At 71.0% G+C, this 13,579-nt stretch carries 10 protein-coding genes; 6 read left to right on the forward strand and 4 right to left on the reverse strand.

The genetic code is table 11. From position 1 onward, the window contains the following. Window positions 1–133: 133 nt before the first annotated feature. The 3 genes from QSK37_RS47430 to QSK37_RS47440 all read right to left on the reverse strand — a co-directional run bounded on the left by QSK37_RS47430 (window position 134) and on the right by QSK37_RS47440 (window position 2,161). Complete coding sequence (locus tag QSK37_RS47430; RefSeq protein ID WP_285635534.1) at window positions 134–937, reverse strand: helix-turn-helix domain-containing protein; 804 nt, start codon at window positions 935–937, stop codon at window positions 134–136. 39 nt (window positions 938–976) lie between these two features. Next, window positions 977–1,384 carry a DUF1801 domain-containing protein gene (locus tag QSK37_RS47435; RefSeq protein WP_285635537.1) on the reverse strand — a complete coding sequence of 136 codons (408 nt, stop codon included), beginning with the start codon at window positions 1,382–1,384 and terminating at the stop codon, window positions 977–979. 84 nt (window positions 1,385–1,468) lie between these two features. Continuing rightward, on the reverse strand, window positions 1,469–2,161 hold the full coding sequence (locus tag QSK37_RS47440) for a DUF429 domain-containing protein (RefSeq protein WP_285635540.1): 693 nt from the start codon (window positions 2,159–2,161) through the stop codon (window positions 1,469–1,471). Between the two features lie 494 nt (window positions 2,162–2,655). Here QSK37_RS47440 and QSK37_RS47445 point away from each other — a divergent pair, with 494 nt between their 5' ends. The 3 genes from QSK37_RS47445 (at window position 2,656) to QSK37_RS47455 (ending at window position 8,272) form a co-directional block, all read left to right on the forward strand. Continuing rightward, window positions 2,656–5,100 carry a M4 family metallopeptidase gene (locus QSK37_RS47445; RefSeq protein WP_285635543.1) on the forward strand — a complete coding sequence of 815 codons (2,445 nt, stop codon included), beginning with the start codon at window positions 2,656–2,658 and terminating at the stop codon, window positions 5,098–5,100. Between the two features lie 548 nt (window positions 5,101–5,648). Next, entirely contained in the window at window positions 5,649–7,022 is a 1,374-nt protein-coding gene (locus QSK37_RS47450; protein ID WP_285635546.1) for a M1 family metallopeptidase, read from the forward strand. A gap of 65 nt (window positions 7,023–7,087) precedes the next feature. After that, window positions 7,088–8,272: a HEAT repeat domain-containing protein gene (locus QSK37_RS47455; RefSeq protein ID WP_285635548.1), complete on the forward strand. Its 1,185-nt coding sequence runs from the start codon at window positions 7,088–7,090 to the stop codon at window positions 8,270–8,272. A gap of 3 nt (window positions 8,273–8,275) precedes the next feature. Here the strand turns inward: QSK37_RS47455 and pgfA are convergent, their stop codons facing one another. Then, the gene (gene pgfA / locus QSK37_RS47460; protein WP_285635551.1) at window positions 8,276–9,292 is read right to left on the reverse strand and encodes a cell envelope lipid trafficking protein PgfA; all 1,017 of its coding nucleotides are present in this window, start codon (window positions 9,290–9,292) and stop codon (window positions 8,276–8,278) included. A gap of 151 nt (window positions 9,293–9,443) precedes the next feature. Here pgfA and QSK37_RS47465 point away from each other — a divergent pair, with 151 nt between their 5' ends. From QSK37_RS47465 to QSK37_RS47475, 3 genes are read left to right on the forward strand one after another with little or no spacing between them, the layout of a single operon-like run. After that, window positions 9,444–10,067 carry an IS607 family transposase gene (locus tag QSK37_RS47465; protein ID WP_285635554.1) on the forward strand — a complete coding sequence of 208 codons (624 nt, stop codon included), beginning with the start codon at window positions 9,444–9,446 and terminating at the stop codon, window positions 10,065–10,067. Continuing rightward, entirely contained in the window at window positions 10,064–12,019 is a 1,956-nt protein-coding gene (locus QSK37_RS47470; RefSeq protein WP_285635558.1) for a zinc ribbon domain-containing protein, read from the forward strand. Before QSK37_RS47465 ends, QSK37_RS47470 begins: the two co-directional genes overlap by 4 nt. 39 nt (window positions 12,020–12,058) lie before the next feature. Next, complete coding sequence (locus tag QSK37_RS47475) at window positions 12,059–13,354, forward strand: acyltransferase family protein (protein ID WP_285635561.1); 1,296 nt, start codon at window positions 12,059–12,061, stop codon at window positions 13,352–13,354. The last annotated feature ends 225 nt before the right edge of the window (window positions 13,355–13,579 follow it).

Raw genomic sequence — 13,579 nt, forward strand, 5'->3', positions numbered from 1 at the left:
CGTTCGGCGTCCTCGGGGCCGCGGGTCCGTGCCTGCCAGATGCGTGCGATCATGCCGCGCCTTCTCCTCTCGTACGGGCCGTCTGCCGACGAGTCTCGGCCCGCGCGCGAGAGCGGCGCTTGAAGATGGTTGCTCAGTCCGCGACGAGCAGCCGGCGCAGCGCACGCGGCGTGTGGCCGCACTCCTCGCGTACGGTGCGGGTCAGGTGGGCGTGGTCGGCGAACCCCAGGTCGGCGGCGAGGCCGGCCAGGTCCGCACGGCCGGCCTCGATCGCGCGCAGCACGCGGACGCGGGTGCGGTAAGCGCTCAGGGTCAGCCCGGTCTGCCGGTGGAAGACCCGGCTCAGGTGGTACGGCGAGCAGCCGAGGCGCCGTGCCGTCTCCCGCAGGCCGAGCGCGACCGGGTCGAGGGTCAGCAGTTCCCGTGCCGCGTCCGCCAGGGCGCGCCGCGCCGCCCCCGTGGCGGGGCGGGTGGACGGCTCGGCCACGTGCGCCCGCCGGTCGTCGAACAGGCCGCCCACCAGGTCCGCGGTGAGATCGGCCAGCGCGAACGGGTCGGCGCTGCGGCGGGCCCGGGCGAGCAGGAGCCGGTGCGTGACGGCGAGGCGGCCGGTCACCGCCGCGGTCGGGCGTACCGGGACGCCGCCGGTCAGCTCGATCATGAATGACGGCGACAGCGACAGGACGGTGCAGACGTCCTCGGCCCCCACGCGGTGGGCGATGCTCTGCTCGTCGGCCGGCCCGCCGAGATAGGCGGTGACCGGATCGGCCGGGAACGCGTGACCGCCGACCCTCGCCCGGAACACGCCGCCGCACACGAGCGTCAGCCGGTGACCGGACGGCGGATCCGGGTCGGTCCAGTCTTCGGTGGTGGCCCGGATCACCACCCGCTCGACCCGGAACCCGTCCCCGGCCGTGACCGGCGTCACCGTACGCACGCGGCCGACGCTACCCCCGCGACGGGCCGCTCTCCACCGTCACGACCGGGTCAGCCCCTCGCGCTTGAGCCTGCGCCAGCCACCCGCCCGGTTGTTGGCGATGATCTGCTTGAACATGGCGGTGAGGGCGGGCGCGTTGATGGGATCGCCCTGGTAGAAGGCCACCGTACGGGCGGTCTTGTTGTCGTGGCCGCCGGTGATGATGCCTTCGGGGTCGGGCACGATCGCGCCGTCGTAGAGGAAGACGTTGACGTGGTCCTTGGTCGCCAGCAGCGCGCAGATGTTGCCCTGCAGCACGAAGTACGGCCGGTCGGTGCGCTTGATCGTCTCGGCCACCTCCTCGTCGGCCGCGTGGACGAGCTCGCGGACCTCACGGCAGACGGCCTGCTGCCAGCCCGGCAGGGCCTCGATGTAGGCGTCGACGCGGGGATCGGTGACGTAGGCCATGGCGCATCCACCTCGGGTCTCGACACGGGCGGCCGGCGCCCCCCGGACTCCTTTTCTATCCCGGGGGTACGACAGCGCGGACGCTCAGACCCAGATGGCGCACGGGAGCCCGTCGCCGAAGACCTCCGGGGTGCCCGGCAGGCTCTCGGCGGTTCCCGCGAGGACGCGCCGTGCCGTCCAGGCGGCCGCGGCGGCGTCGAGGACGTCGTCGACCTTGGCGGCCGCACCGGCCGGTCCGAGGTCGCCGGCGAGGACGACGCCGTCGTCGGCCAGCAGCGCCCGGCGGGTCTCCGCGCCCGCCCAGGTCATCTTGCGGGCCAGCGGACGGCGGTTCGCCATACGGGCGAAGCAGACCTCGGGATGCACCTCGACGACGCGGAACGAGACCTGCCGCACCCATACGTCCACTTCCAGGATCTTCCTTGCCAGCGCGAACGCCTGCGCCGACACTCCCGCACCGCCCAGACCGCGGTTGATCCGGACGGCCTCGGCATGCGTCTCCGCCTCGATGGCGGCCCGTACGGGCGTCATGAACACCGAGGCCCGCCGCGCGCCGACGTACTCGCGCGCGAGCAGGTCCGCCTGCCGTGGCCCGCGGTCGGGCAGGCCGATGGGCATGTCGACGCCCACGACCGCGACCGGTCCGTCTCGTACCGCGTCCGCGAGGAGCCGCTCGATGCCGGTGGCGAAGTACGCGGCCGGACGACCGCCGTCGAGAGCGATGCCCACCCATCCGCCCGCGCACCCGTCGACGCCGATCACCCGCTGGTCGTCCATGTGGCCGGTCACCTCACCGTTTCCACGATCCTCCAGGTGATGCGGTCGCCGCTCCAGGTGGGCCCGCTCCCCATCACCCCTCGCTGTGGGCCGCCTACCCGCACTCCGGCGCCTGACCCCGGCCGTCCGCATCGGTCCCCCCGCCGTAGGGATATCCCTACGGCTCTCCCGGGGGGGTTCACCCGCCCGGCCTTCGTACGGAAACTCCTGACCAGGAGGCGGCGAAAGCGACACTTCGCCGAAACCCGGAAGGAGGTCTCGCCGCCGGAACACGCCCGCCGGGCCCGGATCGCGCGCCGGGGTCGCGGGTGGTGTCCGGGTCGCCGCCGCGGCGCCCGCTCCCGTGGACCTTCCCCGCCAAGGCCCTCCGGATCGGGCAGGACCGCCAGGCCCCGCACCGCGGCCGTCCTCCGGGACGGCCGCCGGCCCCTGCTCCGTTCCGTCTGCCCGCCACCGCGGGCGCATCGCTCAACGGCGAAAGGAACCCTCCGCCCATGTCCAGACCTCGCATCGCGATGGTGTCGGCGACCGCCGTACTCACCGTCGCGGCCGCGCTACTGGCCACCCCGGCCGCCGGTGCCTCACCGCAGCGGCCCGCCGCGCCCAAGCCGAACGCGGGCCGTTCGGCGTTCACGCCGGACGACTTCACCACCGATCCGTCCGCGAGCACGCGCAAGCAGGCGATCGCCGACGCGCGCAAGGCTCTCTCGGCGCACAAGGGCACCGCCCACGTGAAGTCCGGGGACGCGTTCACGCCTCGTACGGTCGTCGTCGCCAAGAACGGGGCCGCCGACGTCCGCTTCGACCGGACCTTCCACGGCCTGCCGGTGTACGGCGGCGACCTGGTCGTCCACCTGAAGCCCGGCGGTTCGTACCGTGCGCTGAACATCGCGACGCCCGCCGCCTCGGTGTCCACCACCCCGAAGGTCGCCGCGTCCGCCGGCGCCGGCACGTCCCGCGCGCGGCTGCACGGCACGGTCGCCTCGGTCGGCAAGCCGCACCTCGCGGTCTGGGCCACCGGACGCTCCTCCCAGCTCGTCTGGGAGACCGTCGTACGCGGCGTGCGCGCCGACCAGACGCCGAGCGTCCTGCACGTCCTGGTCGACGCGGTCAAGGGCAAGGTCGTGACGCAGCGGGACGAGGTCGACACCCTGCTCTCGCCCGCCCAGCAGAAGGCCGCCGCCGCGCGCAGGGGCGTCACGCCGCTGGTCGCCGGCACGGGCAACTCGATCTACAGCGGTTCGGTGCCGATCGACCTGACCCAGTCGGGCAGCACGTACCAGATGAAGGACCCGTCGCACGGCAACGGGTACACCACGAACCTGAACCACTCCACGAGCGGCACCGGGACGATCTTCAGCAACAGCACCGGGACGTTCGGCAACGGCACCAACAGCGACGCCGCGTCGGCCGGCGTCGACGCGCACTTCGGCGCCGCGGAGACGTTCGACTACTACAAGAACGTGCACGGCCGTAACGGCATCTTCGGCAACGGCGCGGGCGTGCCGTCGCGGACGCACTACGGCAACGCGTACGTCAACGCCTTCTGGGACGGCTCGCAGATGACGTACGGCGACGGCTCGGGCAACGCCCGTCCGCTCGTCGAGATCGACGTCGCCGGGCACGAGATGAGCCACGGTGTCAGCGGCGCCCTCACCGGCTGGGACGAGACCGGCGAGACCGGCGGCATGAACGAGGGCACCAGCGACATCTTCGGCACGATGGTGGAGTTCTACGCGAACAACTCCCACGACACGCCCGACTACACCATGGGCGAGCTGATCAACATCAACGGTGACGGCACGCCGCTGCGGTACATGTACCAGCCCTCGCTCGACGGCGCGTCGCCGAACTGCTACACGAGCAGCAACGGCTCGCTGGACCCGCACTACTCCCTCGGCCCGCTGGCGCACTGGTTCTTCCTGCTGGCCGTCGGCAGCGGCAACCACGGGTACGGCAACAGCCCGACCTGCAACAACTCGACGGTCACCGGCATCGGCAACGACAAGGCCGCCAAGATCTGGTACCGCGCGCTCGCCTCGTACGCGACCAGCAGCGAGAACTACTCCCGCGCGCGCACCGACTCCCTGAAGGCCGCCGCCGACCTGTACGGCACCCACTGCACCGAGTACAACACCGTGGACGCCGCCTGGGCGGCCGTCAGCGTCACCGGCACCGACCCGGTCCCCGGCACCTGCCCCGGCCAGCCCGGCAGCCCGTCGGTGACCAACCCCGGCAGCCAGACGAGCACGGTCGGCACGGCCGTCAGCCTGCAGATCCAGGCGAGCGACCCGGGCGGCCAGACGCTCACCTACAGCGCCACGGGCCTGCCCGCCGGGCTGTCGATCAACGCCTCGACCGGCCTGATCTCCGGCACGCCGACCACGGCGGGCACCTCGTCGGTGACGGTGACCGCGAAGAACACCTCGAACGCGACCGGTTCGACGACGTTCACGTGGACGGTGAACCCGGTCGGCGGCGGCTGCTCCTCGACCGGCAACAAGGTCACCAACGGCGGCTTCGAGAGCGGCACGTCGCCGTGGACGACGAGCTCCGGAGTCGTCTCGGCCAACGGCAGCGGTGAGAGCGCCCACTCGGGCGGCTACTTCGCGTGGTTCGACGGCTACGGCACCACCCACACCGACACCGCCACCCAATCCATCAGCATCCCGTCCGGATGCCACGCATCCCTCACGTTCTACCTGCACATCGACACGAACGAGAGCGGATCCACCGCCTACGACAAGTTCACCGTCAAGATCGGCGGAACGACCCTCGCCACCTACAGCAACGCCAACGCCGCCTCCGGCTACACGGCCAGGACCTTCGACGTGTCCTCCTACGCCGGCCAGACGGTCACGTTGTCGTTCAGCGGCACCGAGGACTCGTCCCTGCAGACCAGCTTCGTCCTCGACGACGTCGCGGTGAACGCGTCCTGACCCGTACGGCCTGAAGGGCCCTGGACGAACGGCCCGGTGAGCCGCGCGCGAGTCGCCGCGGTGCGGCTCACCGGGCCTTCTCGATCAGATGTGGCCGAGGGAGGACCTCGACGTGGCTGGTTTTGTCGTGGACACCTGCTGTAATCGCCTGGTGCCTCGACGTGACGATGCTCTTGATGGTGGGCGGGCGGTGCCGCGGACCGCCCAGGTCGGTCTGCGAGTCTCGACCGGGCGGCGACGGCGGTGTTTCGGGTCGCTGGTCTCGGCGGGTTTGTGCCGGGAGCTGTCGGCGGCGTGCCCGGGCACGTTCGGGGAGCTGGACACCACGACCGGGCACCTGCTCGGTGCCGGACGGTCCCGGCGTGACCCCAGGCAGTCCCCCATCACGGCACCGCATCAGGGGTCCCCTGGCCGGCCGCGGCCCGCCCCACCAACACATGGGGAGTCGCTCGCCCACCACAGCGTCACGGTGAACACGTCCTGACCGTAATCCGGCAGGGCTCCGGACGCACTGTCACCCCAGCCCCTCGCATCCCCGGGAGTTCATGTTGAGAACGAAGATCGCGATCGTCGCCGCCGTCGTGGCGGCGATGGCGCCGCTCACCGCCGCGCGCGCCGCGAGCCCCGTGAGCGTCGCGACCACCACGCACCAGGCCGCCGCCGACCCGACCCGTACGCCGGCCTCCCCGTCGTACACGGTCAGCCTGACCGGCAACGCCACGGGCGGCACCTGGACCGGGCACGAGTCGGTGAGCTTCACCAACGCCGCCGCCACGCCGCTGACCGAGGTCTACCTGCGGCTGTGGGACAACTACCACGGGAGCTGCCCGTCCACGCCGGTCACGGTGACGAACGTGACCGGCGGCACGGCCGGCGCGCTGGAGGTCGGCTGCACGGCCCTGAAGATCACGCTGCCCGCGCCGCTCGCCCAGGGCGCGTCGGGGACGGTGGGCTTCGACCTGAGCATCGTCGTGCCGAGCGGCGCCGACAGGTTCGGCCACGACGGGTCGTACTACTTCCTCGGCAACGCGCTGCCGGTCCTGGCGGTGCGCGACGCGTCGGGCTGGCACCTGGACCCGTACACGAACAACGGCGAGTCCTTCTACTCGCTCGCGAGCGACTGGACCGTCACGCTCGACCATCCGACCTCGCTGAAGGTTCCGGCGACGGGCACCTCCACGGACCGGGCCGGCACGTCGGGACGTACGGTGACGACCGCCACCGCGGCGAAGGTACGTGACTTCGCGTGGGCGGCCGGGCCGTTCGCGGTGACGTCGGGCACCTCACCGGGCGGCGTGAAGGTCAACGTGTACCGGGTGAGCGGCATCTCCTCCACCTCGGCCACGTCGATGCTGAACACGGCCACGGCGGCGCTGGACGCGCACGCGCAGCGGTTCGGCGCCTACCCGTACGGCGAGGCCGACGTCGTCCTGGACAACAACTTCTGGTTCGGCGGCATGGAGTACCCCGGGTTCGTGCTGGACCTGGTCAGCTCCACGGCACTGGCGCACGAGCTGGCGCACCAGTGGTGGTACGGCATCGTGGGCGACGACGAGTACAACAGCCCCTGGCTGGATGAGTCCTTCGCCGATTACGCCACCGACCTGTACCAGGGCAACACCGGCAGCGGCTGCTGGAACAGCGTGTCCTGGGCGTCGTCGGCCGAGAAGATCACCAACTCGATGGCGTACTGGGACGCCCACTCCGGCCGGTACTCCACGGTCGTGTACGGCTACGGCAGGTGCGCGCTGCACGACCTGAGCCGGGTGCTCGGCACCACGGCCATGACCAAGCTGACCCACGACTACGCCCAGTCGCACTGGTACGGCGTCTCGACGACCGCCGAGTTCAAGGCGGCGGCGCAGTCCCTGACCACGACCGACCTGACGTCGTTCTGGACGCAGCACCGCATCGACGGCTGACCGGAGCGGTCCGCGGCGCGGCTCCCCGTCACGGCGGCGGGGAGCCGCTCCCTATGATCCCTGCAATGGACTTCGAGGGGCTGATCAGCGACCTCGCGTCGCCGGACGAGGCGATCTGGAGGCTGGCCCGGAGCACCTTCAAGGAGCTCGGGGACGCCGGGGTTCCCGCGTTGATGGCGGAGCTCCTCGATGAGGAGTCGCCGCTCGACTGGGCCCAGGCGGGCTTCCTGTTGAGAGAGCTGGGTGACGCGGCGTTCTGCGCGATACGTGACGCGGTCGCCGCCGACCTGCCGAAAGAGCCGGCCCGTAGGGCCCGCTGGACGTTCGGCGGCTTCTTCGGCGAGTACTGGGACCGTCTCCTGGAGTCCCTGGAACATCCCTCGGCCGACGTACGGGAGTGCGCGGCCCTGTGCCTGCAGAGAATGGGCGCGGAGGCGCTGCCGGCGACCGGCGCGCTGATCCGGCTGTTCGGCGACCCGGACCCGGACGTACAGCAGCGGGCGATCTGGGCCCTGGAGGAGCTGGGGCCCGGGACGCTGGACGCGCTGCGGGAGGTGCGGAGGTCCGGCCCGGGCGCGTATCGCGCCAACGCCTTCAGCGCGATCATGAACATCGGCGGGCCGGCGGCCCTGTCGGGCAAGGACCAGGAGCTCTGGCGGCGCCACCTCGGCGCGAAGGCCGTCGCCGACCGTCCCCAGGAGATCTGGGAGAACAGCTGCGTCACCGTGCCCGGCGGCGACCAGCAGGCCATCCTGGAGATCCTGGACTTCTCCGACGCCAGTCCGATGTACTTCGACCTGGGGCTGGCCGTCGCGAGCGGATCGTGGTGGACGGTGCCGAAGGTCGAGCACGAGGAGCGCGCCGAGGCGTTCGTGACGCCGGAGGTGGACGGCTGGACGCTCGTCGTCAGCGGCTGGTGCTACCCGGCGTGGGACGACGAGTGGTATGCCCGGACGCGCGACGCCCTGCGGCGGCTGAGCGACCGGTTCGGCGTCGCGTGGGGGTTCGCCGGGCGCGGCTACGGCGGCACGGCCGCGTGGGCCTGCGCCAAGAACGGCGAGATCATCTGGGAGCGAGAGGTCACCCAGAACGACGACTGGGGCGACGCCGACCCGACCAAGGGCATCGACACGGACGAGCCGCTCGGCATCGACCCCACGAAGCTGAGCGACAAGACCCCCATGCGCGGCGCGGGCCTGCGCGCGCTGACCCCGTACGGCCGCGACGCCCCGCGCCGGGTGCCCGGGTAGCGGTCAGGCGGACGGCTTCTCGCCGGCGGGCCGGGGAGCGTCCGTGCTCTCCCCCGGTGCGGGCTCGCGGCGGCCGGAGACGGCGAAGGCCAGGCCGGAGACGAGCAGGACGATGCCAAGGGTGCCGCCGCCGTACGGCAGCCAGGTCCTGACCAGCGCGATCTTGTCGGCCTCGCTGCCGGACAGGTCGACGAGATCCTGCTGGCTCTTCGGGACCATCTTCAGGTCCAGGTCGGCGACGGTGAGCCGGTCGACGCCGTCGCTCGTGCGCAGCGTCTGGGTGACCTTCTGCTCCTGGTTGACCGGGGCGCCCGTGCGCGGGTCGACCCAGACCGTGGTGGTCGCCTGGTAGACGCGGTTCACCGCGACCGCGTCGTTCTTCTTGTCGTAGCCGGGCAGTCGCGCGACCTGCTTGGCCGGCAGCCCGAGGAGCGAGGCGGGCACGCCGGGCTTGATCGAGTCGGTGATGGTCGGCGGAATCTGCTGTACGAAGCGGTAGGTCGTGATGCCGTGGACCTTTTCCTCACCCTCGTAGGTCATCGGCCATGTGCGCTTCGTAGTGATATCGAAATAGGGATAGGTTTTCCGCTTTACGCCAATAGGCCAGAACAGGCCGACGCCCGACTGGCGAACGCCCGAGTCGCTGTTCACCGCGGCTCCCCGGCCGTTCCGCATCTCGGCGGTGCGGCGGTCGAACACGGCGCGCTGGGACTGCGTCTCGATCTTCGCGTTGCCGGCCGGGTCCTCGATGGAGGTGAAGGAGTCCCAGACGGCGATCTTGCCGTCACCAGCGCGGACGTCGCCGCGAGTGGTGTTGGTCGCGGTGACGGTGGCGCCCTTCTGGATCCGCCATTTGGAGGTGTCCAGATACGTGGCGTTGTCGGCGCGGAGCGTGGTCTTCTCGTACACGTTGAGCGGCGCGGCGACGACCTGCCGCGCGACATAGAAGCGCACCAGCGGGGCGAGTGCGAGAAAGAACGCTCCGGCCCCGATGAGGATCAAGCCCACCTTGCGACGCACCGCGCACCTCCAAGGGGAAATTGCCTGAATCATAGGGGAATGCGGCATTTGTCGGCAGACGGGCCGCCCTTCGTGACGATCATGTTACCTACGCGTAGGCTTACCAACTTCCTTAGGTATCCGTAGTGTTGCGCATATATAGTTCGGTCGCGTGGAGTTGCTGCGCATGTCCAAGGCCGCGAAGCGTCTTGGGATACATCCGATGACGCTTCGCCAGTGGGCTAACGATGGCAAGATCCCGTTCACGTGGGTTGGTCGTGAGCGCCGGTTCTCCTCGGTCGACGTGGAGAACATGAAGCGTGGCAGTGACTTGGCAACCTCTCGGCCTCGCCGGGAGGTTCTGTATGTGCGCGTCTCCGGCTCGTCTGGGCAGGAGTCCTCGCTTGAGGCCCAAGAGGCAGAGCTGCGGGCCACCGCAACGGGGGAGATAGTCAAGGTCGTACGCGACCGTGCCTCGGGCTTGAAGGAGAACCGGCCGGGCTTGAACCGGCTGTTGACGATGGTGTCCGACGGCAGCGTGACCGTGGTGCGTGTTACCCATGAGGACCGTCTGGCCCGGTTCGGGGTCGGCTGGCTCAAGCGTCTGTTCGCCGTATACGGGGTCACCGTTGAGGTGCTGTACCCGAAGAAGCTCGGCGGCCGGGATGAGCTGCTGGAGGACTTCATCGCCCTGGTCACCACGTTCGCCGGGCGCCTGTATGGGATGCGCAGCGCGCAGAACCGCAAGCGGCTGCTGGCGGAGTCCGGTCAGTGCAGCGAGGATCATGCCGCGTGAGTCGGAAGCTGCCGCTCGCCGACGGCGAGACCTCCCGCACCGCCTGCGCCCGCGCCCTGATCCGGGCGGGCGTGGAAGAGAAGACCGGTGAGGTCCTCACCGCCGCTGCCCTTACCGAACGTGTCGGCTGGTGCGCCGACCTCATTGCCGGGATGACCAGCGCGCTGCTGATAGAGCGCTGGAACACCTCCGAGGTGGACACGCTGGCCTCTGGAGTGGATGCCGGGGGCAGGAAACTGCCGTCGAACGCATGGATGGCGCTGCGCCGCCTAGGCTGGACCGCCTCCGCCCCAGACGGGGTAAAGGTCAACGACCGGATCGTGCGCATGGCCCAAGAGCAGGCCGGACGCGTTCTCCGCTCGGTGAAGTGGCGTGCCGACCTGGCCGCCGGAGTTCTGGCAACGTGGCCTGCTGATCCGAAGAAACGCACCGCCGCCGAATGGGATCGGGTACGCGGAGCGATCCCCGGCGGCGAGTACCTGCCCTCCAGCATCATCCGCTCCCGCACCCGTCAAATCGTCTCCTTCGAGCGCAAACACAGCCGTCTCCCGGCCAATGTGTTCGAGTTGGAACCCGCGCCTCGTGTGGCCCGCATGCTGCTGCTCGCCGCGTGCGATGGGCAACAGGCCACCATTGAGCGCTGTGATGACGGGCACAGGGCCCTGCTGCGGCTGCAACTCCCAATCCGTCCCGACCCGCGCAAGTACGCGCACTGGACGTGGGTGGCGTGCCCGATAACCCTGCCGCCGACTATTCCGGCGGACGCGGTGATCCACCTTCCGACTCTGCGCATCGCGGGCGGGAAGACACGGGCCGACCTCGCCTACACCCACCCCGTCCCCCAGACGAAGCGGACCGGTCACACCGTAGCGCTCGGCGTGGACTGGGGCCTGGGTACCCTCCTCAGCGCAGGCACGGCCCGTCTCCACGACAACGGGCAAATCACCGCCCTGGGCTGCGGGACCCAGTTCCGGGCCCGTGGAGTGCTGGCCAAGCAGTACCGGCTCCGCCGCATCTCCGAGCGCCTGCACGCCAAGAGCGACCATTACCAGCGACTCACCGACCCCGCCTTGGACGCCAAGGCCGCGCTGCTGGCCGAGGAGATCCGCCGCGTCTCCGAGCGCCGCTCCAACCTCAATGACGCCCTTGCCCGGGCCGCCGCACGATGGACCGTTGACCAGGCCGTTGCAGCCGGTGCCACGGTCATCTATCTGGAAGACCTGCGGTCGATGGAAGCAGGCGGCATGGGCCGCACCCACAACACCCGCCTCTCACAGACCGTGCGCGGGCAGATCGCCGACCGCATACGTCACCTCGCTGCCGAAGTCGGCATCGCCGTGGTCACCGTGCCAGCGCGTAACACCTCCAAGCACTGCCCGCACTGCCTGAGCCCGCTGCGGCACCGCAAGGCCCCCGACCGGCCCACCACCTCCGGCTGGAAGTGGGCCATCTGCCCCGGCTGTGGGTGGCAGGGCGACCGCGACCAGGGCGCCTGGCGCCGTATCGCAGCACGCGGACTCACCCACCAGACCAAGACCCTCCTGGACCGCGCCAGCGGCGCGATGGTGATCCGCTCCATAGCCGACGAGCTCGAAGCCAAGGCCGTCATCACGGCCGGGAAAATCAACCGGACGGACCGGTCAAAGACCGGCCCCACCCGGCCACACACCAACCGCCTCGCGCCCAGGCGACGTGAGGTTCCCTCCCCAGCGGCCCGCCCGTGCGGTCCAGCTGGCCAGCGTCCGGAGGGACATGCACCAACGGACCGGACCCGGCTGCCTCGTGCAGCTCACCGGCACCAGGACATGACAACGATCAGCACACCCACTACCGGCCACCGGCCACGAGGAGCAGCACTGGGCGCGGGCTTCCACCTCCACGCTCACGCTTCCCCACCCAAGTGGGCAGAACCCACGCCGGACACTAGGTCTCGCATGGGAGCGCTTAGCTGATCAGAGACGCTTACTCTTTCCGTCCCCCGGAGGTGGTCCGTGACAGCTCCCGCACCGTCCGCGTCCGGCGTGCGCGCGACCGGCCGTCCGGGGCCGGAGGAGCACTACGACGCGCTGGACGGCGTGCGCGCGGTCGCGGCGTTCGGGGTGCTCGTGCTGCACATCGGGGCCGACACCGGCGGCACGCTCAGGCACGACGCCGGGGCATGGCTGCTGTCCGGCGGCGCGATCGCGGTGACGATCTTCTTCACGCTCTCCGGCCTGCTGCTCTACCGCCCGTGGGCGGTGCGGTCGCTCGACGTGGCCACGGACCGCGGAGTGAGCGTCGGCGGGTACTACCGGCGCCGGGCGCTGCGCATCCTGCCCGCGTACTGGACGCTCGTCCTGTACGTGATGATCGTCTACCTGGGCGCCCACCTCGGCGACGTGTGGACCTGGCTGCGGCTGCTGACGCTCACCTACACCTACGACCCGCATCCGTGGTGGGGCAACGGCCTCGGGCCGGAGGGCCTGTGGCAGATCTGGAGCCTCACCGTCGAGGTCGCCTGGTACGCCCTGCTGCCGGTGACCGCCGCCGTCCTCGGGTGGTACGCCCGGCTCCGCGAGCGCGGCGCGCCGGACGCCGGCCGGCGGGCCCGGCGCCTGCTGTGGGCGATCGCCGCCTACGCCGCGCTGTCGCTCATTTACTCGGTCCTCATGTTCCACCCGGCCTACCGGCCGCTGCTCGGCGCCTGGCTGCCGCGCTACTTCGCGTGGTTCGCGATCGGCATGGCCCTGGCGGTCGTGTCGGTACGGGCCCGCACCGGGTCGGCCCGCGCGGCGCGGTTCGCGCGCACCGTCGCGCGGTCGTGGGGCACGTGCTGGCTCATCGCGGCGGTGCTGTACGGCATCGCCGCGTCACCGCTCACCGGGCCGGCCGACCTCACCTCCATCGACACCGTCTGGACGTCGGAGTTCCGTCTCCTGCTGTACGGGCTGGTCGCCGTCTTCGCCGTGGGCCCGGTCGCCCTCGCCCCGGCCGGCGATCCCGTCATGCGCGCCGTTCTCGGCAACCGCGTCATGCGCTTCCTCGGCCGCGTCTCCTACGGCGTCTTCCTCTGGCAGGTGCCCGTCCTGATCGGCTGGAGCGAGCTCGTCGGGCACACTCCCTTCACCGGCCACTTCGTCACCGAGTTCCCCGTGGTCGCCCTGCTGACCGTCGCGGTCGCGACGGTCTCCTTCTATTTCATCGAGCGGCCGATCCTCCGGCTCGCCTCGCGGCGGTGGCGCGCCGCTCCGGTCGGGAGCACCGCTGAGCCCGACGGCCAGGCGGGCGACGACGGCCAGGCACAGTAGCCGGGGCAGCAGCTCGGCGAACACCTCCGCGTGCGGGCCGTCCATCCGTGCCCCGGCCAGCGCGACCACGCTCGCGGCGAACAGCGCTCCGCCCGCCGCCCACGGAGACAGCGGCCAGGCCCGCCACCGCCGCGGCGTCCACACGAACGCCGCCGCCGCGCCCGCCGCCACGCACACGCCCACGACCCCTCCGGACCACAGGCCGATCGCCGCGGAGACCAGCAC

This window comes from Actinoallomurus iriomotensis (assembly GCF_030269445.1).
In the GTDB taxonomy this organism is placed as follows: Bacteria; Actinomycetota; Actinomycetes; order Streptosporangiales; family Streptosporangiaceae; genus Actinoallomurus; species Actinoallomurus iriomotensis.